The 19,064-nt window shown below is 57.5% G+C and carries 18 protein-coding genes; 9 read left to right on the plus strand and 9 right to left on the minus strand.

What is annotated here, in order from left to right; genetic code table 11:
• Positions 1-5 precede the first annotated feature (5 nt).
• From RBB77_RS00595 to RBB77_RS00610, 4 genes are all read left to right on the plus strand, one after another.
• On the plus strand, positions 6-1,784 hold the full coding sequence (locus RBB77_RS00595; protein WP_353064245.1) for a DUF885 domain-containing protein: 1,779 nt from the start codon (positions 6-8) through the stop codon (positions 1,782-1,784).
• Positions 1,785-2,618: 834 nt separating this feature from the next.
• A complete protein-coding gene (gene galU / locus RBB77_RS00600) occupies positions 2,619-3,497 on the plus strand; it encodes a UTP--glucose-1-phosphate uridylyltransferase GalU (protein ID WP_353064246.1) in 879 nt (292 codons plus the stop codon).
• A gap of 253 nt (positions 3,498-3,750) precedes the next feature.
• Positions 3,751-4,230, plus strand: coding sequence for a ferritin-like domain-containing protein (locus tag RBB77_RS00605; RefSeq protein WP_353064247.1), 480 nt, complete (start codon positions 3,751-3,753; stop codon positions 4,228-4,230).
• A gap of 123 nt (positions 4,231-4,353) precedes the next feature.
• The gene (locus tag RBB77_RS00610; RefSeq protein ID WP_353064248.1) at positions 4,354-4,596 is read left to right on the plus strand and encodes a hypothetical protein; all 243 of its coding nucleotides are present in this window, start codon (positions 4,354-4,356) and stop codon (positions 4,594-4,596) included.
• A gap of 72 nt (positions 4,597-4,668) precedes the next feature.
• Here the strand turns inward: RBB77_RS00610 and RBB77_RS00615 are convergent, their stop codons facing one another.
• Both RBB77_RS00615 and RBB77_RS00620 read right to left on the minus strand, forming a co-directional pair.
• The gene (locus RBB77_RS00615; RefSeq protein WP_353064249.1) at positions 4,669-5,055 is read right to left on the minus strand and encodes a carboxypeptidase-like regulatory domain-containing protein; all 387 of its coding nucleotides are present in this window, start codon (positions 5,053-5,055) and stop codon (positions 4,669-4,671) included.
• A 39-nt stretch (positions 5,056-5,094) separates the two neighbouring features.
• Positions 5,095-5,295 (minus strand): hypothetical protein, encoded by a 201-nt coding sequence (locus RBB77_RS00620; protein ID WP_353064250.1) that lies wholly within the window; start codon positions 5,293-5,295, stop codon positions 5,095-5,097.
• A gap of 155 nt (positions 5,296-5,450) precedes the next feature.
• On the opposite strand from RBB77_RS00620, the gene RBB77_RS00625 reads away from it, so the two are divergent.
• Together RBB77_RS00625 and RBB77_RS00630 are read left to right on the plus strand one after the other, a co-directional pair.
• Entirely contained in the window at positions 5,451-7,004 is a 1,554-nt protein-coding gene (locus tag RBB77_RS00625; protein WP_353064251.1) for a M28 family metallopeptidase, read from the plus strand.
• Positions 7,005-7,208: 204 nt separating this feature from the next.
• Positions 7,209-8,036 carry a rhomboid family intramembrane serine protease gene (locus tag RBB77_RS00630; RefSeq protein ID WP_353064252.1) on the plus strand — a complete coding sequence of 276 codons (828 nt, stop codon included), beginning with the start codon at positions 7,209-7,211 and terminating at the stop codon, positions 8,034-8,036.
• Positions 8,037-8,411: 375 nt separating this feature from the next.
• On the opposite strand, the gene RBB77_RS00635 is transcribed toward RBB77_RS00630, so the two are convergent.
• Together RBB77_RS00635 and RBB77_RS00640 are read right to left on the minus strand one after the other, a co-directional pair.
• A complete protein-coding gene (locus tag RBB77_RS00635) occupies positions 8,412-8,999 on the minus strand; it encodes a hypothetical protein (protein WP_353064253.1) in 588 nt (195 codons plus the stop codon).
• Positions 9,000-9,180: 181 nt separating this feature from the next.
• On the minus strand, positions 9,181-11,958 hold the full coding sequence (locus RBB77_RS00640; protein WP_353064254.1) for an MGH1-like glycoside hydrolase domain-containing protein: 2,778 nt from the start codon (positions 11,956-11,958) through the stop codon (positions 9,181-9,183).
• A gap of 450 nt (positions 11,959-12,408) precedes the next feature.
• Here RBB77_RS00640 and RBB77_RS00645 point away from each other — a divergent pair, with 450 nt between their 5' ends.
• The gene (locus RBB77_RS00645) at positions 12,409-12,891 is read left to right on the plus strand and encodes a hypothetical protein (protein WP_353064255.1); all 483 of its coding nucleotides are present in this window, start codon (positions 12,409-12,411) and stop codon (positions 12,889-12,891) included.
• A 157-nt stretch (positions 12,892-13,048) separates the two neighbouring features.
• On the opposite strand, the gene aspS is transcribed toward RBB77_RS00645, so the two are convergent.
• From aspS to RBB77_RS00660, 3 genes are read right to left on the minus strand one after another with little or no spacing between them, the layout of a single operon-like run.
• Positions 13,049-14,932, minus strand: coding sequence for an aspartate--tRNA ligase (aspS, locus tag RBB77_RS00650; protein ID WP_353064256.1), 1,884 nt, complete (start codon positions 14,930-14,932; stop codon positions 13,049-13,051).
• A 59-nt stretch (positions 14,933-14,991) separates the two neighbouring features.
• A complete protein-coding gene (gene hisS / locus RBB77_RS00655) occupies positions 14,992-16,284 on the minus strand; it encodes a histidine--tRNA ligase (protein WP_353067707.1) in 1,293 nt (430 codons plus the stop codon).
• 31 nt (positions 16,285-16,315) lie between these two features.
• Complete coding sequence (locus tag RBB77_RS00660; RefSeq protein ID WP_353064257.1) at positions 16,316-16,837, minus strand: gamma carbonic anhydrase family protein; 522 nt, start codon at positions 16,835-16,837, stop codon at positions 16,316-16,318.
• A gap of 153 nt (positions 16,838-16,990) precedes the next feature.
• Here RBB77_RS00660 and rpsU point away from each other — a divergent pair, with 153 nt between their 5' ends.
• Entirely contained in the window at positions 16,991-17,188 is a 198-nt protein-coding gene (rpsU, locus tag RBB77_RS00665; RefSeq protein ID WP_014267628.1) for a 30S ribosomal protein S21, read from the plus strand.
• Between the two features lie 286 nt (positions 17,189-17,474).
• Entirely contained in the window at positions 17,475-17,888 is a 414-nt protein-coding gene (locus RBB77_RS00670) for a zinc-ribbon domain containing protein (protein WP_353064258.1), read from the plus strand.
• Positions 17,889-18,113: 225 nt separating this feature from the next.
• On the opposite strand, the gene rpmA is transcribed toward RBB77_RS00670, so the two are convergent.
• The gene (rpmA, locus tag RBB77_RS00675; protein WP_179580270.1) at positions 18,114-18,389 is read right to left on the minus strand and encodes a 50S ribosomal protein L27; all 276 of its coding nucleotides are present in this window, start codon (positions 18,387-18,389) and stop codon (positions 18,114-18,116) included.
• Positions 18,390-18,467: 78 nt separating this feature from the next.
• Entirely contained in the window at positions 18,468-18,794 is a 327-nt protein-coding gene (rplU, locus tag RBB77_RS00680) for a 50S ribosomal protein L21 (protein WP_183974659.1), read from the minus strand.
• Between the last annotated feature and the right edge of the window lie 270 nt (positions 18,795-19,064).

Raw genomic sequence — 19,064 nt, forward strand, 5'->3', positions numbered from 1 at the left:
CACTTATGGCCAGCCGCATCTTCGCCCCCAAAGCCCTCTTCGTCGCCGTTCTCGCCCTCCTCCCCGGCATGCGGGCCGCCCACGCCCAGCACGTCTCCGCCGACGGCGGCGCCCAGACCTTCAATAGCCTCGCCGACCAGTACTTCTCCGACGTCTACTTCCACTTCACCCCCACCAACGGCACCGCCAACGGACTCCACCAGTACGACACCCAGCTCGAAGACTACTCCGCCGCAAACATCCAAAAGCAAATCGCCGCCCTCCACAACTACGAGAAGAAGGTCGAAGCCATCGACCCATCCACCCTCGACGCCTCCGTAGCCGGCGACCGCTCCATCCTCCTCAACAGCATCCGCAGCACCCTCCTCTCCCTCGAAGTCATTCGCCCCTGGGAGAAGAATCCCGATAGCTACTCCACCGGCATCACCGCCTCTGCCTTCGTCATCATGGAGCGTCCCTACGCCCCCGCCGACACGCGTCTCAAATCCTTGGTCGAGCGCGAAAAGCAGATGCCACAGGCCCTTCTCGAAGCCCGCAAAAATCTAAAGAACCCACCCCACATCTACACCGAAATAGCCCTCGAACAAATCGACGGCGACATCAGTTTCTTCCAGACCGACGTCCCCTCCGCCTTCACCGACGCCACCGACGCCGACACCAAAGCCGCCTTCGCCAAATCCAACACAGCCGTCATCGAAGCCCTCCAATCCTACGAGGCCTGGCTCAAATCCGATCTCCTCCCCCGCTCCAACGGCGACTACAAATTCGGCGCCGACACCTTCGCAAAAAAACTCGCCTACGACGAGATGGTCGACATCCCCCTCGATCACCTCCTCGAAATCGCCTACGCCGACCTGCACAAAAACCAGGCCGAGTTCGCCCGCGTAGCCAAAGAGGTCGACCCCACCAAAACCCCGCAGCAGGTCCTAGCTGAGCTAGCCACCATCCACCCTGCTCCCGATAAACTCCTCAGCACCTTCAACGACACCTTCGCTAGCCTCATAGACTTCATCAACACCCACCACATCATCACCATCCCTTCCAAGGTCGAGCCCACCCTCGAAGAGACCCCACCCTTCGAGCGCGCCACCACCTCTGCCTCCATGGACCCTCCGGGCCCCTTCGAGACCCACTCCACCAAGGCCTACTTCAATGTCACGCTGCCTGAAAAAACCTGGACACCCGAGCACATCGCCGAACACATGGCCGAGTTCAACGTCGGCACCATCATCTCCACCAGCGTCCACGAGGCCTACCCCGGCCACTACGTCCAGTTCCTTTGGACCCCGCAGTTCCCCTCCACCATTCGCAAGGTCCTCGGAGCCGCGACCAACATTGAAGGCTGGGCCCACTACACCGAGCAGATGATGCTCGACCAGGGGTACGGCCAACCCGGCACCGGAGCCCAGAACGAGCGCGAAGCCAAACTCATTCGCCTCGGCCAGATCCAGGACGCGCTCCTCCGCGACGCCCGCTTCGTCAACTCCATCAAGCTCCACACCGGCCAGTTCACCTTCGATCAGGCCGTCAACTTCTTCGTCACCGACGGCTACCAGTCCCACTCCGTCGGCCTCGTAGAAACCAAACGTGGCACCGCCGACGCCACCTACCTCTACTACACCTTAGGCAAGCTCGAGATCATGAAGCTCCGCGCCGACATGATGAAGAAACAAGGCGCAGCCTTCAACCTCCAGACCTTCCACGACGACTTCATGCGTCAGGGCTTCGCTCCAATCAAAATCGTCCGCAAAGCCATGCTCCACGACGACTCGCCGGTCCTCTAGAGATGCCTTCTACCAACCTTGGAGCCTCTCGTTTCGGTAACGGATCGAGAGGCTGGCTAGTCTTTTTTGCGGTCTGTTGATGCTCCTATGTAGTGCTTATTTGTTCTTTCCATCGATTCATGCCCGCTATCTCTTCAGCGAACTCAAAACGCTTCAACTCGGGCATCCACTTTCGAAGACGCACAACGCTTAGCTGGAAAAATTAACGCAGAGCCGTATGGTCCCTGCGATCCCTCCAAATGCGAATGGCACAAAAGAATAGACAATGCACGACTTCCGCGATGGTGGAGAGGTTCAGGCGAAACTTTCGGCGTGGTATTCGATGTGAAGGACTCAGTAGTTGTCAGGAAAGAAGCTACGTTTGGCACTGGGATAGAGGATGGATCGGTCCATCCCTCTCGGGTATCGTTCGACGAGCAGGAGCACTGGGGAAGGGGAAATACCCGAGAGCCCGTCCAGGCCAGTTGGTATACCACTGAGTTGTTTCATTATTGGTGGTTTTCCGTGGACATGACCCCCGAAGCCTCGGCTGAGGACCGGCGGCGCTACACCGCTTTCGACACAGTTGTTTCTGGAAATACAAGGGATGTAAAGACGCAAGAGATTTGCTGCCGACTGCGGACCCATTTCCTTTTGACAAGTGAACACGCTATATTTCGAGACATGGCGATTCGCCTGTGTTAGAAAGATGGGGCATTCAAGCCGTGAGCGGACTCTCGCGATGAACTCCACTGAGCCGTTCTACTCAATCAAATTGTGTCATCCAAATTTTGACCTTGCCCTGCTAGCATTTCTGTAACACTGTTCGCATCCAAGGAATTGATGACTCAATCCATGACTCACCAGAAAATCCGCAAAGCCGTCTTTCCTGCCGCAGGAATGGGCACACGCTTCCTTCCCGCCACCAAGGCCATGCCCAAGGAGATGCTCTGCCTCGTCGATAAGCCTCTGATCCAGTACGGCGTCGAAGAAGCCGTAGCCGCCGGCTGCACCGAGATCATCTTCGTCACCGGTCGCGGCAAATCCACCATGGAAGACCACTTCGACATCAGTCCCGAGCTCGAAGCCTCCCTCGCCGCAAAAAATAAAACTGCCCTCCTGGAGGTCGCCCGCTCCGTCTCCAAGCTCGCCAAGATCACCTACACCCGCCAGCCCGAACCCCTCGGCCTCGGCCACGCCGTCCTCATGGCAAAAGAACTCGTCGGCGACGAACCCTTCGCCGTCCTCCTCCCCGACGACATCGTCGACGCCACCACTCCCTGCATGAAGCAGATGGTCGAGGCCTTCAACGAAATCCAATCCAGCATCCTCGGCTCCGAGGTCGTCGAAGGCGCAGCCATACAAAACTACGGCTGCCTCGACTGCACGCCCGACCCCAAAAACCCGCGCCTGCTCGCCGTCAAAGACCTCGTCGAAAAACCCAAACCCCAGGACGCGCCCTCGCAAAACGCCATCATCGGCCGCTACATCCTCACCCCGCGCATCTTCGACATGCTCGAGCACATCACCCCCGGCGCAGGCGGCGAATTACAACTCACCGACGGCATCAAAGCCCTCCTGCAGCACGAAAAAGTCTACGGCTTCGTCTACGAAGGCACTCGCCACGACGCCGGAGACAAGCAAGGCTTCCTCCGCGCCACCGTCGAATTCGCCCTCAAAAACAAAGACCTCGGCCCCAGCTTCCGCACCTGGCTAAAATCTCTCCCGCTGTAACCATTCATCCCAAACCGCACCGCCGAAAAGTTACATTCATCTCCCCCTTACGGCTCACAGCGTCACCGTGAGCCGTAGGGGGAGCAAAGCCTTCGCACCTGTCACCTGAACTTGTCATTCCGACCGAAAGGCTGCGGAGTGGAGGATTCTGCTGTTCGCCTTTATTTCCAGCAATCACTCCGTCACAAACTCCACCAATAGTTTCTGCATCTCAAACCAAAGACTACGCACCGAAAAAATTACTGGAGAAGACATGTCCGCCCAAAAAGCAAGCGCACCCACTGCCGCCCTCACTCGAGAAAAACTCATAGACCTTCTCAACGAAGATCTCTCCCGCGAGTACCAAGCCATCATCGCCTACGTGAATTACTCGCAGGTCCTCAAGGGCGCACAGTACATGAACATCGCTGACGAGCTCGCCGTCCACGCCACCGAAGAGCTCGCCCACGCCATCGCCATCGCCAATCACATCGACTATCTCGGCGGCATGCCCACCGCGACCCCGAAGCTCGTCAAAACCTCCGAAAAGAACGAAGAAATGCTCCGCTTCGACCTCGAAAACGAGAAGGAAACCATCGCCAACTATCGCCGCCGCATCAAGCAGTGCGACGAGCTCAACGAGTTCGCCATCGGCGAATCCATCCGCGAGATCCTCATGCAGGAGCAGGACCACCTCATCGCCCTCGCCACCGCGCTCGGCATCGACCCACCCAACCCCGGCATCGCCGACTAAGTTACGCTTCACAAAAATTTCGTTATCCTGATCCTGAGCGTAGTCGAAGGAAAAGGGTCACTGTGTTTGCTTCGCCGTGAATCGCATCGACGGCTTTGAACAACCGAAAACAGGAGGAAGCAAATGAACGAAGAAGCGATGAAGGCGGAACTCGAGCGCCTCCGGGCCGAAAACGCCCAACTCAAGACCAAAGAGAAAAGCGGCATCAGCCTCAAGGTGAGCGAAAAGGGCGCAGTGTCGCTCTATGGTATGGGGCGTTTTCCGGTCACTTTGTACAAGGAACAGTGGCTCCGCATCCTCGACAGCGCCCCTCAAATCGAAGCATTCATCCATGAGAACGAGGCGAAGCTGAAGACAAAGGAGTAGCAGCTCGATATCGCGGAAGCGGCTCATTCAGCTTCCGCGATTGCCACGGGGACGTCGTATCGGGCGGCTTTCCTACTTCCCAATCTTCAAATCGATATAAAACTGATTCTTGTTATCGAACGAGCTGATCGTCTTCACCGGGCTCTTCTTCCCGTTGCTCTCAGCCCAGATCTCATAATCCGTATTCTGGGCCAACTGCCCAAACCGATATTCACCCGCGTCATCGGAAAAGTAGCTCTTCACCGCAAGGCTATGGTCGTCCTTCAAGTACACCACCGCGCCCTTCACAATCGCCCCACCACCATCGATGACCTTACCCTGAACCACCCGCTGTACAGGCCCACGCTGCTCCGCAACCGCAGACACAGCCCGCACACCTACAGCCAAAATCACCACCGAACAAGACGCGAGAATCACCTTACCGGCAAACGAACGGACCCAGCGATCAGTACTCTTCATATGCTCTCAGTATACGGCTATCTCCATCCAGACCAGCCGTTACTCTTCGTCCTCTTCGTTGGTATGCGTCACATCCTCATCGTCATAACCCGCATCGTCGACAGCCGCCAGCTCCAGCGGATCTACTGAGACCACCTCAAGATCGATCCCGCACTCATCGCACTGAACCGTCTCGCCCTCCTCCACTTCATCGGCGTCCACCACAATCGGGTTATCGCACTCCGGACAAACAACAGCCATGATCTTGCCTCCAGGGTCTTTGGGCCCACTCGCCCGTCTATAGGATTATAGGAACATCCCCGCGGACGCCCTCGTTATTTATTTAGCGGCCCTCCCGCCCATTCGTCAAGCATACGATTCACCTGCCACTTCGGTTTTGCACAAGGAGAAATTTCGTGATCGCTGCACCCAACCGCCCCGCACGCCCGGCCCTCACCCTCCTCGCAACCGCCGCCGTCCTCTCGTGCACCCTGCTCCACGCCCAACAAACTCAACAACCCCTCACCACTGGCCGCCCCATCACCGCCGCCCCAGCCGACCCCGCCATCGCCGCCGCCCTCGCGCAAGTCTCCCCCGACCACATCAAAGCCACCATCACCAAGCTCGTCTCCTTCAACAACCGCAACACCCTCTCCAGCATGGACACCGACCTCTCCCCCAACACCGGCGTAAACGCCGCCGCCGACTGGATCGAGTCCGAATTCAAATCCATCGCCTCCGCCTGCAACAACTGCCTCGAAGTAAAGCGCGACACCTTCACCGAGGCCGCCAGCACCGCACCCAACGCCCGCATCACCAGGCCCACCAAAATCAGCAACGTCTACGCCGTCCTCCGCGGCACCGACCCCGCCCAGGCCGCCCGCATGGTCCTCGTCACCGGCCACTACGACTCCCGCAACTCCACCAACGCCAACACCCACGACCCCGCCCCCGGAGCCAACGACGACGCCAGCGGAGTCGCCGTCTCCCTCGAATCCGCCCGCGTCCTCAGCAAACTCAAATTCCCCAGCACCATCGTGTTCGTAGCCGTAGCCGGAGAAGAACAAGGCCTCAACGGCAGTGCCCACCTAGCCAAACTCGCCCACGAAGAAAACTGGCAGCTCGAAGCCGTCCTCAACAACGACATCGTAGGCGGCGACACCACCCCCGGCAACACCACGCCCCCCAACATCCAGGACAAGACCACCGTCCGCGTCTTCTCCGAAGGCATCCCCGCCAACGCCACCCCCGATCAGCTCCACGCCATCGAAACCCTCGGCGCCGAAGGAGACTCCCCCTCCCGAGAACTCGCCCGTACCGTCGTCGACGTCGGCGCCACCTACTTCCATCCCGCTTCCCAGCACGCACCCAGCCCCCCAGGCAGCCGCGTCCACAACAACCTCATGCGCATGATCCCTGCCTTCCACCCCGTCCTCATCTTCCGTCGCGACCGCTTCCTCCGCGGCGGCGACCACACCTCCTTCAACCAGGAGGGCTTCGCCGCCGTCCGCTTCACCGAGTGGGCCGAGAACTTCGACCACCAGCACCAGAACGTTCGCGTAGAAAACGGCACTCAGTTCGGCGACCTCCTCCAGTACGTCGACTTCAACTACGTCGCCAACGTAGCCCGCCTCAACGCCGCCACCCTCGCCACTCTCGCTTCCGCACCTGGCGAACCGCAAAACGTCCACATCCTCACCACGGCCCTCGACAACACCACCGAGCTCACCTGGCAGCCTCCCACCGGCGCCCCCGCCAACACCACCTACGAGGTCGTCTGGCGCGAAACCGACCAGCCCACCTGGACCGACTCTGCCACCGCCGGATCAGCCCTCACTCTCAAGCTGGCCGTCTCCAAAGACAACGTAGTCTTCGCAGTCCGCTCCGTCGACCCCGCCGGCCACCGCAGCATCGCCGTCCTCCCCATCCCCGAACGCGGCCAGCGCACCCCACCTCCGGCAAAGCAGTGATTTTTTTGCCGGACGGGCCACATCGGAATGCAAAGCCCGACCAACGGGAGGACCAAGCAAATGATGCCGCCACAACAAGGTATACCCGTCACGAAGTGACCGCCCCACGCGCAGTGGGCCCGTCCGGCAGGACACAGCCTCGAAAAACAGCGTCTACGCGGTATGTCTTTTCATCTCCAACGCCTATGATCAAATAAGAAAAGCATGCCCCGATCCGGCCCCATCTCGCTTGCGCTCCCAGCCTTCGAAGGCACCACCCGCAAACTCATCCTTCTGAATGTCGGCGCCTTCTTCGGCCTCCTCATCCTCCGTTGGCTCGCCCCGCAACTCGAAGCGGTCCTCCACAGCCACCTCATCCTCGAGCCCCTCGCCGTCGTCCACGGCGAAATCTGGCAGCTCCTCACCTACTCCTTCGTCGAACAGGGCATCCTCGGCATCCTCTTCGGCATGCTCACCCTCTGGTTCACGGGCTCTCTCCTCGAACCCTCCTTCGGCGGCCGCTGGTTAGCCGAGCTCTACCTCACCTCAGTAATCGGCGGCGCGATCCTCGCCTCCGCCATCTCCTTCACCCACATCCTCGGCCTGCGTCCCGACGTAGGCGCCGCCGGAGCCTGGTCCGGCATCTTCGGCCTCATGGTCGCCATCGCCATGATCTTCGGCGACCAGGAATTCCTCCTCTGGTTCGTCCTCCGCATCAAGGCCAAGTACATGGTCGCGATCTACATCCTCATCGCGGTCGCCCTCCTGCTCAAGCAGGCCGACACCTTCAACGCCCTCATCCAGCTCTCCGGAGCCCTCTGCGGCGCGCTGTACGTCAAATTCGCTCCACGCCGCGGTCTCGCCTTCGGCCTCTCCGAACAATACTTCGGCGTCCGCAACCGCTACTACCGCTGGAAGCGCCGCCGCGCCGCGCGCAAGTTCGAGGTCTACATGCGCAAGCAGAATCGCGAAGTCCACTTCGACAAAGATGGCCGCTACGTCGACCCCGACGAGCTCCGCAAGAACCCAAACGACAAGCGTTGGATGAACTAAGACAACGCCGCATAGAGAATCATCTCTCCTTGACAGATCGAAACTGCGTTTGCAGTGTCTGTCTTTTGCCGTGGTCTGTTCTTTTGCCGTGGTCTGTTCTTTTGCCGTGGTCTGTTCTTTTGCCGTTGTCTGTTCTTTTTGTTGTCATCCCCGAAGGGGATCTGCTTTTGTAAACCCCAGCCCAAGCAAACACGCCAGGGTGCCCCATCCATCGCGCTCTATGCGATGGGTGGGAATGTAGAACTCTTCCCAACCAGCAGCTTCTTCTGCTCTTGCAGTTTTCTTGATCTAATCCAAATTTCAAAGAATCGTCATCTCAACCGAAGCGGACAGATCCCTGTATTGGCCATTATTGTTGCCTGTTTTGAATCAGCCTTAGTTCTTAGACAAGTTCTGCGGCATCTTCAAATCAGCCACCGTCAAACTGCCGAACGCCTGCTGATAGTTGGCGCTCCAAACCCCATCCAGATCCCCACTCGACAGATACACCCGCTTCTCCCCGGCAAACTCCGGCGCAAACTCTACCGTAAGCTTTACCGTCAAAGTCTTCCCCGAGATCTCGGACGAAGCCTGCGCCGCCATTACCGTACACTGCGAATTCTCCAACGTCGCAGAACTCCCTGCCTTCGCTGCATGCGTCCCATACATACCGCCCACGTTCGGCACCAAAAAAATCTTCTGTGCCTGCACGTCGTACCGCATCAGACACTCCTTCGCGGACCACTTCTTCCGATCACCCGGCCGAAGCCCACCAGACATCACCGACACGGTAACCTCCCGTATGTGCGACCCACCCTTCGGGTCCTCAAACGTCGCCGTAAACCTCTGCCCAAGTCCACCATCCGGCGAGATCGCAAGCGACACCGGAACCGACGAATCCATCCTCATCGGCGCAACCCGCCTGCACCCAACCAGCAGTCCCCCAAAGACAATCGAAACCGCAACGAAACTCCGATGCCGCATCGTCATCCCTCCAGCTCGACCAGCCCAACCATTAAATCCTTATATCGAAGCGCGCCCAGCTCTGCCTACGCCGCACGAACGAATTCCCAGAGATTTTTTTGAACGCAACGAGCGTCGCAACAGCCCCAACCAGCGCTGAAGAAACAAGCCGCTACACTCAAAAGAAATCCCGGAAAACTCCCTACTTCGTGACCGCCGCAACCACTGCCGCCTCTACAGCCTTCTCGCCCAGTCCCAGCTTGACCGCCTTCTCTTCGACGTTTTTGTCCGCGAGATCCTTCACCTCAAATGCCCCATTCGCCTGGATGACCCGCGCAATGCATCCCGTCCAGCCCGTCTGGTGGCTTGCTCCCACACCCGCACCGGTATCGCCATGGAAGTACTCATAGAAAAGAACATTGTCACGCCAAAGCGGATCCGTCTGAAACTTCTCCGCACTCCCAAATACCGCCCGCCTCCCCGTGCTGTCTTTGGTAAACGTGCTGATCAGCCGCTCTCCCAACTCCTGCGCCACCTCAAACAGATTCATCTCCTTCCCCGATCCCGTCGGGCACTCAATCTTGAACGTATCGCCGTAGTACGCTCCCATCCGCAGCAACGACACATACAGCAAAAAGTTCACCGGCATCCACACCGGCCCGCGCCAGTTCGAGTTCCCTCCAAACATCCCGCTATCCGAATCCCCCGGCACATACGAAACCTGAGACTCATGCCCTGCCAAAGTGAACTTAAACGGATGATCAATGTGATAGCGCGACAGCGCCCGAATGCCATGCGGACCAAAAAACTCGTTCTCGTCCAGCATCTTCGTCAGGATCCGTCGTAGCTTGTCTTCGTTCACCGTAGCCAGCAGCCGCCGCCCCGCCAATCCAGGCGTCCCCGGCATATGCAGATTCTCCGCCAGCTCAGGGTGCCGCGCCAGAAATTGCTGCGCATGCTTCCGGAACGTCGGCAGCTTCTCCATCAGGTCTTCTTCGAAGATCGCCACCGCAGTCAACGGCAACAGCCCCACCATCGATCGCACCTTCATCCGAAACGCCTCGCCATCCGGCAGCCGCAGCACGTCGTAGAAGAATCCATCTTCGTCGTCCCACATCGTGTCCTGCTGTTTCCCCATCCGATCCATCGCACCCGCAATCCACATCGTGTGCTCGAAGAACTTCACCACAAACTCCTCGTAGACCGGGTAGTTCAACGCCAGCTCCACCGCAATCCGCAGCATCTGCTGGCTAAAGAACACCATCCAGGCCGTTCCATCCGCCTGCTCCAGATACCCGCCATTCGGCAGCGGCGCGCTCCGGTCGAACACCCCAATATTGTCCAGCCCCAGAAATCCGCCCTCGAACAAATTATTCCCCGAGCGGTCCTTCCGATTCAGCCACCACGTAAAGTTCACCAGCAGCTTCGAGAACGCATACGACAGAAACTCCAGATCCCCCTTCCCGCCATTCCGTTCCTTATCGCTCATATAAATCTGAATCGTCGCATACGCATGCACCGGCGGATTCGTGTCCCCGAAGTTCCACTCATACGCCGGTATCTGTCCATTCGGGTGCAGATAATCATTCCGCAGAATCAGTTCCAGCTGTGCCTTCGCAAAGTCCGAGTCCACCGACTGAAACGCCAGCATATGAAACGCCAGGTCCCACGCCGCATACCACGGATACTCCCACTTATCCGGCATCGAAATAATGTCGTCGTTGTACATATGAAACCACTCGCCATTACGCACCTTCTGCCGCGTCTCCGGCGTACACCACGGCCCCACCTTGTGTTCCCTCAACCACAAATTCAAGTCGTAATAAAAGTACTGTTTGCTCCACAACATCCCCGCCATCGCCTGCCGCATCACCATCGCGCGATCCGGATCCGCCATCACCCTATCCGGCGTAACCGACGCATAAAATGCATCCGCCTCTTTCAGCCGCGTCACAAACAACTGATCGAAATCCTTGAACGGCTTCGATTCCAACTCAGCACTCGTCCGCGCCAACCGCAGCCGCACCACCTTCGTCTCGCCCGCCCCCACCTTCAGTACATAGTAAGGAGCCGCCTTCGTTCCCACCATCGCCGAATTCACCGCGCCCTTCTCCCCATGGATCACATAATTATGAAAACCATCCTTCACATAAGGCGAAGCGTTCTCCGACCCAAACAGTTTTTTGTTATTGCTCTCATTCTCCGTAAACAGCAGCGGAGCGTCTCCCTCGCAATACAGCGTGTAATCCGGCAGCGACTCCTGAAAGATCGGGTCCGTATGGTGCGCCGAGATCGCGCCGTATCCCTTCCCCTGCGACCCCTTCAACTCCGGCTTCCCACCATGATCCGACCACATCCACGTATTCCGAAACCAAACCGTCGGCAGCACATGCAACACCGCCTCCTCCGGCCCGCGATTCGCAACGCTGATCTTGATCCCCAGATCCTCCGCACCCGCCTTCGCATACTCCACAAACACATCGAAGTACCGGTCCTCGTTGAACACGCCCGTGTCGAGCAACTCATACTCCGCCCCCGCACGCCCACGCTCCCGATTGGTCTTTACCAAATCGTCATACGGATAAGCAGCCTGCGGATACTTGTACAGGTACTTCATGTACGAGTGCGTAGGCGTGCTATCCAAATAGAAGTAGTACTCCTTCACATCCTCGCCGTGATTGCCTTCGCTGTTGGTCAATCCAAACAGCCGCTCCTTCAAAATCGGATCCTTGCCGTTCCACAGCGCCAGCGCGAAACACAGCACCTGGTGGTCGTCGCTCAATCCAGCAAGCCCGTCCTCGCCCCACCGATACGCCCGCGACCTTGCCTGATCATGCGTAAAGTAATCCCACGCATTTCCATCCGCGCTATAGTCTTCGCGAACCGTCCCCCATTGCCTCTCGCTCAGGTAAGGGCCCCACTTCTTCCATGGGACGGTTTTCGTTTTAGCCTCAACAAGTCTGCTCTGCTCTTCGGTCATGATCCCCTCCCTTTGATCTCTACGTACTGCGGGGCCCACCTGCGATGAATCGAGCACAAATCTTAAACCCGGGTCGTTACAAACAGAAGCATATCCCTACAAATCTCCCTCCCCGACAACTTATGTCCCGACAACTTCAAGAGTTTTGTCAGATCGACCGCTGCTTCTCCGCGCCTGGCGAAAATCTTGTCAAGCCCCCAAACGCCTCAAACCCGCGCCAATCAAGGAGATTCGCGTGGCGTATTAGTTCCACACACTTCTCTATAATGAATACAGGAATGCAAAAGAAGGCCTCAGCGCGACCCGCTGGGGCTTTCTCCTTTAGATAGACGAATTTAGCTATAACCCCAATGGTTGCACGAATTTAGCGAGGCACATTTCGCTAAGTTCCTGCAACCATTGGACTTTTAGGGGGTAACCCCGGGGGGCCACCCCCCCAAGGAGACGACCATGCAGTACCCGCTCTGCCGTCACATCAAGACCACCGGCCTTCAGTGCCAGGCCCCAGCTCTCACCGAGCAACAGTGGTGCTACTTCCACTCCCGCCTGCACCAAAGCCACCAGAAGTATCGCTACACCGGCGCCGCCCGTGGTTACCTCCTGCCCGGCCAGCACATCGAGTTGTCGACACTCGAAGACCGCGAGTCTGTTCAGGTTGCACTCTCGACTGTCATCAACGCTCTTGCTACCGGCAACCTCGACATCCGTCGCGCCACTGCTTTGCTCTACGGGCTGCAGCTGGCCTCGCAAAACGCCACCAGCCTCAACACCAAACCGTACGCACCCAAAGTCGTGCGCGATGTCGAATCCAGCACGGAGGGCCTTGACCTCGCGCAACCCGGAGCCACGGTAGAGATCAACGAACAATACGATGAAAAGGCTGACGTCGCCCTCGATGACGACAAAGAAGAAGAGGCAAACGAAGACGATTAAAGCGCCCTACGCGGGCAGCGGTCACTTCGTGACGCGCATACCGGCTTCGCCACCGGCCTCCCGTTGGTCGGCGCAAAACATCCCCTCGCGACCAACGGGAGCGCCAACCGAAGGGGTATACAAGTCACGAAGTGACCGCCCCACGCGCAGTGGGCAGTTAGCTTCGAACCACAGTCTTCAAATGCAGTTCCCGCATCTGCTGATCGCTCACCGGCGTAGGCGCATCGACCATCAAATCGATCGCCTTCGCCGTCTTCGGAAACGCAATCACCTCACGGAGGCTAGTCGCTCCAGCAAGAATCATCACAATCCGATCCAGTCCCAAAGCAATGCCACCATGCGGAGGCGTGCCATACTCCAGCGCATCCAGGAAGAAGCCAAACCGCTCCTTGGCCTCTGCATCCGACATGCCCAGCGACCGGAAGATCTCCGCCTGCACATCCTGCCGGTGAATACGAATCGAGCCCGAACCAAGCTCCGTTCCATTCAGCACGATGTCATAAGCAAGCGCACGCACCGCACCCTTATCGTTCGTCAACCGCCCCGCCTTGATGTCCTCCTCATGCGGAGAGGTAAACGGATGATGCGCCGCATTCCAAACCTTGCTCTCCTCATCCCACTCGTACATCGGGAAGTCGGTTACCCAAAGAAACTTGTAATCGGCCTCAGTACCAGTCTTCACAAACCGCCCATGCTTGTCGGCAAACTTCGCGGCAAGCTGCAACCGCAAAGCACCAACCCGCTTATAGATCCACTGCGGATCGAAGTTCCACTTCGCCGGAGTACCAATCTTAGGAGTTATCACGATGACCAAATCGTCACCAGTACTCGAAGCAGCACCTACGGGTGCCCCATCCTTTCCGGCCTTATCGGAAAGGGTGGGATCTACAGAACTCAGCTTCGCCTCAATGACAGAAGCAAGCGGAGCAAACGCATCGTTCGTCTTCAACCGAGCCACATCCAGAAAGTCGAGTCCGCAGTCACCAAACGCGGCGCGAATCTCCTCCACCAGCGCACGCTTCTGCGTCCCACTCAGCGTACCCGCCTTGGGAATCACAAACCCAAGCACCGGCAGCTCCTTCTCAATCTTCAACGTCTCACGCAACTCGGGCGTCAGCACATCAGTCAGCGAAACCATCGCCGGCAGCCGCATATCCGGCTTGTCGATCCCATAGTTCCTGATCGCATCGTCATAAGTCATCTGCACAAAAGGAGTCGTCAACGAAATCGAAGCCGTCTTGAACGCAGCCGTCAGAAAACCCTCGACCACACGAAACACCTTCTCCTGCTGGGGGAAGCTCATCTCAAGGTCGATCTGGGTAAACTCCGGCTGCCGGTCCGCACGAAGATCCTCATCACGGAAGCAGCGAGCGATTTGAAAGTACTTATCAAACCCCGAGATCATAAGGATCTGCTTGAAGATCTGCGGCGACTGCGGCAGCGCATAGAAGCTCCCCGCATGAACTCTGCTCGGAACAAGATAATCACGCGCTCCCTCAGGCGTAGACCGCGTCATGAAAGGAGTTTCAATCTCAAGAAAGCCCTGCTCGACAAGGAAGTTGCGAATCGCCATCGCAACCTTGCTGCGCAGCGCGAAGTTATGCTGCATCTCCGTGCGTCGCAGATCAAGATAGCGATACTTCAACCGAACCTCTTCGTTCGCAATCGCATCATCCGCCGGAGAAAACGGAGGAGTCTTCGCCTCGTTCAGCAGCAGCAACTCACTCGCCACAACCTCGATCGCGCCAGTAGGCATGTTGGGGTTCTCAAGCCCCGCGCCACGCCGCCGAACCTTGCCCTTCACGGCAACAACGTACTCCGATCGCGCAGCCTCAGCCTTCGCATGCGCATCACCGGACACCTCTTTATCGAGCACGACCTGAGTAATCCCACTCCGGTCCCTCACATCGAGAAAGATCAGGTTTCCATGGTCCCGCCGGCGATTCACCCAACCCATCAACACCACCGGCTGCCCATCCTGCTCCACGCGAAGCTCGCCACACATATGGGTCCGCTGCAAACTACCTAAAAAATCCAACATGATCTCATTCACTTTCAAATCGAAGTCGCTCGCAAGGAGCTAATCAGGAAGCAGATTCACTAAGCGCGCAGAAAACCCGCAAGTTCAGCGCGAGGAACCTTCGTCTGATCTCCAGCACTAAAGTCTTTAACCGTCAGAATACCCGACGAAACCTCATCTTCGCCGACAATCACCATTCTCCGAGCGAGCTTATCGGCAGCTTCGAAGGACTTCTTCAGGCGGAAACTTCCATCTCCAACCTCTACCGAAAGTCCTGCTCGACGAAGCTCCTGCGCAAGCGCAAGCGCAGCAGCATTCCGCTCAACTCCCATAGGAGCAACGAACGCATCGAGCTTCCGCTCCTTCGCCACAGCTTCCTGAGCCTGAAGCGTAAGGATCAACCGATCTTCCCCAATCGCGAACCCGATTCCAGGAGCTTTCGGACCACCAAGCAACTCCGACAATCCGTCGTATCTTCCACCACCAAGCAGCGCGTTCTGCGTTCCCAAACCACTTCCATCAGGGACAGTGAACTCGAACGTCGTCCGCGTGTAGTAGTCCAAACCACGCACCAACCGCGGATTCACCGTATAAGCAACACCACAGGCATCAAGCGCAGCAAGCACCTGAGCAAAGTGCTCCTTGCTCGCATCATCCAGGAAGTCCGCGATCTTCGGCAGACCGTTGATGATCTCCTGATCGCCAGCATCCTTCGAGTCCAGCACACGCAGCGGATTCGTCTCCGCTCTGCGCTGATTGTCCGCACTCATCTTGTCCTTCACAGGAGCTAAAGCATCACGCAGGGCAGCGATATACTTCGGCCGATCGGTCGACGAACCAACCGAATTCACCTCCAGCTTCCATCCCTTCACGCCAAGCTCGTTCAGGAAGGTAGCAAGCATCTCCAGAACCTCGGCATCACGCAGCGCACTATCAGCACCCGACCAAGCTGGTCCAAGCACCTCAGCCCCGATCTGCCAGAACTGCCGATATCTTCCACGCTGCGGCCGCTCGCGCCGGAACTGAGGCCCGATATAGAACAGCTTCTGCAGCATTCCAGTATCACCAAGCTTGTGCTCGATATACGCGCGCACAACCCCAGCCGTGTTCTCGGGCCTCAGCGTCAAGCTCTGCGCACTATCGCTATCAGCACGCGTACGATCTTGCCACGTGTACATCTCCTTGGAGACAATATCCGTCTCCTCGCCAACACCACGCGCGAACAGAGCCGTGTCCTCGAAGATCGGTGTCCGAATCTCCCCAAACCCGTAACGCGCGAATACGGCTCTCGCCGTAGCTTCCACATAGTTCCAAAGCGCTGTCTCCGGAGGTAACAGATCCCGAGTCCCGCGTACTGCCTTCAAAGTAGCCATCTCATCCAGTGTAGCGAAAGCCACACTGGATTTAGGCACCAGCCGCTTCTGCGAGGTAGATCGCAGTGTAGTCCAGGTAGTTCTGCGCGTACTTCAGGATCAACTCCCGATCCGCATCGCCGAGCGTCCTCCGCACCTTTCCCGGAACACCAGCCACCAACGAGTTCGGCGGGATCAACGTATGCTCCGGAATCACCGCTCCTGCCGCAACGATGGATCCTTCCCCAATCCTCGCATCGTTGAGGACCGTCGCACCGATGCCGATGAGGACGGCATCTTCGAGAACGCAGCCGTGTACGGTGGCATTGTGGCCGATCGTGACCATCTCGCCAACGATGACCGGGTACAGATTGCGCATGCCGTGTAAAACAGCGCAATCCTGTACATTGCTGCGGGCGCCAATTCGGATAGAGTTGACATCTCCACGCAAGACCGCGTTCATCCAGACGCTGGCTTGCTCTGCGAGCGTAACGTCGCCGATTATCTGAGCTGAAGGATCGATGTAGCAGCCAGTAGAAATTACCGGTTTAATTCCTTGAAACGCACGGATCATGGAATAGATTTTACGCTGTACCTGCAAAACTCTTCAGTTCAAGACATCGGACGGTACTCGGCTCTGAATTACCAACGATTTGTGTGATTTTCTCTGAAAAGACGAGTATTCTAGAAGATATCCCCATTGGGACTGGTTGGAGGTGTATTTTTCTTGGCAGAGGTTCGAGTACAAGAAGGCGAACCCCTTGAGAATGCCCTGCGGCGCTTCAAGCGCAAGGTGCAGACAGAAGACATCATCAAGGAAGTCAAGCGTCACTCTTTTTATCTAAAACCAGGTGAGAAGAAACGTGTGAAAGAAGCGCTTGCACGCAAGCGCAATCGCAAGAAAGTCCGTAAGGAGCAGGATTAGTTTCAGCTCCGTAGCCATAGTGGGCCGTCTCCTTCTCTGATGAAGAGTTTGAAGAGACGGCCCCCTGAAATCGCTAGAGATGGACTCCCGCCATCGCCTAGCCCCGGCAGAGAGAGCCTTTTTCATCGGCTCACATTGACCGGCAAACGAGATGTTTTCCACGAACTCGCAGTTCTGGGCCCCTTCAAATCCAAAAGTAACGATCTTCACTAAAGGTAGACCCTCGGCGATGTCAGCCACGATCGACCTCCTGAGTGTTCTTCCTCCGTAGGACGGGAGAAGCGGCATGGAATTTCTGGATCGGCTATTAACCTGTGCAGACTGCGGTGGCGAATTCATCTTCACCGCTGGGGAACAACTCTTTTTTTTCGACAAACAGTTCAAGAACGACCCAAAGCGTTGCAAGCCATGCAAGTCCAAACGTTCCGGGGTCGGCTTGAAGACAGGTACGGGTCCGGCGGCGGCTGGCCTGTCACGAACCGAGACTCGCACGGAGTGCTCGGAGTGTGGCGTGGAGACTACCGTGCCGTTCAAGCCAACGCAGGGACGCCCGGTGCTTTGCCGGCAGTGCTTCCAGAGCAAGCGAGCTCCCACTACTGGAGCTCTTGTTACCGCGGCGGCGACGGCAGAGATGGTTGCCGGCTCTCCCGGAGAGCGTATTCCGGCGAGCATCGAGCTGCTGGCGGCCTCCCGAGTCTAGTCTGTGCGTTGTCCATGACCCTCACGCTAAGAGGTGAGTGGTTGGGAGTGTGCAGGTTCTTGACTTCGAGTTCCATAAGCCAAGAGCAGTGCCGATGTTCGGGGCGATGCTTAGGCCATCAAAGATCTCTGAAATGCGAAAACCCTGCATAGGCAGGGTTTTCTTGTTGCAAATATGTGGTGACTTCGTGGTAACTGATGGTCAGTTGCCAGTGACCTGTGGTGCTTAGACGGGAACTGAAGTCAATTCAGCGGGATCGACGTTGACGAAGCGACCGTGCTGGCCCTTGTCCTGGAAGCGGACGATGCCGTCGACCTTGGCGAAGAGGGTGTCGTCCTTGCCGCGACCGACGTTGGCGCCGGGCTTGAGCGGGGTGCCACGCTGACGGACGATGATGCCGCCGCCGAGGATCGTCTGACCACCGAATACCTTGACTCCGAGCCGCTGAGCGTTTGAGTCGCGGCCGTTTTTAGAAGAACCTAAACCTTTTTTATGTGCCATTCGATTGCCTCTTTCGCGCTGCCCTCTGGGCCTTTGCGCTCACTGAATCTTGAAAACTAAAAATCTGTCAGAAAGCTTTTACGCTTCCTTGAAGCTCTTGCCGTTGACGAGGATCTCGTTGATCTTGACCTCGACGAAGTTCTGGCGGTGGCCCTGCATCTTCTTGTACTGCTTCTTGCGCTTGAGCTTGAAGACGAGGATTTTTTCGCCGCGGCCGTGTGCGACGACGGAGGCGAGAACCTTGGCGCCGGTGAGGTCGGACTCGAACTTACCCTCTTCGCCGCTGACGGCGAGGATGTCGGAGAACTCGATGTTGCCGTTCTCGTGGGCGGTGGTTTCAATCTTCAACTTCTCGCCAGGGGAGACCAGATACTGTTTGCCGCCGGTGCGGATGACTGCGTACATGACTAGAACCTCAAGCGGAGTCGCGTGATGCTGACCGCTTTCTTCAGAAATAGATTGTGCTGCATGGGCGCATACAGGAGCACTACAGTAAGCCAACCGGTCAAGCCATCGCAGTCTGAATTTCCAATGACCGCCGGGCCTAAGCCTGTCGTCCCTGCAACCCTTGAGATGAAGACACATGGGTTGCAGCGCCAAACTTAATGAGTGTATCGCGTTCCTGAAGGGGGGTCAACGGGAAGGTGTTCTGATTTCCCTTCTTTCCCTTTCACT

This window comes from Tunturibacter psychrotolerans, from assembly GCF_040359615.1.
GTDB classification, from domain to species: Bacteria; Acidobacteriota; Terriglobia; order Terriglobales; family Acidobacteriaceae; genus Edaphobacter; species Edaphobacter psychrotolerans.

Excerpts from the sequence above, each read along its gene's own strand:
- RBB77_RS00645 (WP_353064255.1), top strand. The coding sequence starts at position 12,409 with ATGCAGTACCCGCTCTGCCGTCACATCAAGACCACCGGCCTTCAGTGC.
- RBB77_RS00595 (WP_353064245.1), top strand. The coding sequence starts at position 6 with ATGGCCAGCCGCATCTTCGCCCCCAAAGCCCTCTTCGTCGCCGTTCTC.
- galU (WP_353064246.1), top strand. The coding sequence starts at position 2,619 with ATGACTCACCAGAAAATCCGCAAAGCCGTCTTTCCTGCCGCAGGAATG.
- RBB77_RS00615 (WP_353064249.1), bottom strand. The coding sequence starts at position 5,055 with ATGAAGAGTACTGATCGCTGGGTCCGTTCGTTTGCCGGTAAGGTGATT.
- rplU (WP_183974659.1), bottom strand. The coding sequence starts at position 18,794 with ATGTACGCAGTCATCCGCACCGGCGGCAAACAGTATCTGGTCTCCCCT.
- RBB77_RS00610 (WP_353064248.1), top strand. The coding sequence starts at position 4,354 with ATGAACGAAGAAGCGATGAAGGCGGAACTCGAGCGCCTCCGGGCCGAA.
- RBB77_RS00605 (WP_353064247.1), top strand. The coding sequence starts at position 3,751 with ATGTCCGCCCAAAAAGCAAGCGCACCCACTGCCGCCCTCACTCGAGAA.
- RBB77_RS00640 (WP_353064254.1), bottom strand. The coding sequence starts at position 11,958 with ATGACCGAAGAGCAGAGCAGACTTGTTGAGGCTAAAACGAAAACCGTC.
- rpmA (WP_179580270.1), bottom strand. The coding sequence starts at position 18,389 with ATGGCACATAAAAAAGGTTTAGGTTCTTCTAAAAACGGCCGCGACTCA.
- RBB77_RS00620 (WP_353064250.1), bottom strand. The coding sequence starts at position 5,295 with ATGGCTGTTGTTTGTCCGGAGTGCGATAACCCGATTGTGGTGGACGCC.
- RBB77_RS00635 (WP_353064253.1), bottom strand. The coding sequence starts at position 8,999 with ATGCGGCATCGGAGTTTCGTTGCGGTTTCGATTGTCTTTGGGGGACTG.
- RBB77_RS00670 (WP_353064258.1), top strand. The coding sequence starts at position 17,475 with ATGGAATTTCTGGATCGGCTATTAACCTGTGCAGACTGCGGTGGCGAA.
- aspS (WP_353064256.1), bottom strand. The coding sequence starts at position 14,932 with ATGTTGGATTTTTTAGGTAGTTTGCAGCGGACCCATATGTGTGGCGAG.
- RBB77_RS00660 (WP_353064257.1), bottom strand. The coding sequence starts at position 16,837 with ATGATCCGTGCGTTTCAAGGAATTAAACCGGTAATTTCTACTGGCTGC.
- hisS (WP_353067707.1), bottom strand. The coding sequence starts at position 16,284 with ATGGCTACTTTGAAGGCAGTACGCGGGACTCGGGATCTGTTACCTCCG.
- RBB77_RS00630 (WP_353064252.1), top strand. The coding sequence starts at position 7,209 with ATGCCCCGATCCGGCCCCATCTCGCTTGCGCTCCCAGCCTTCGAAGGC.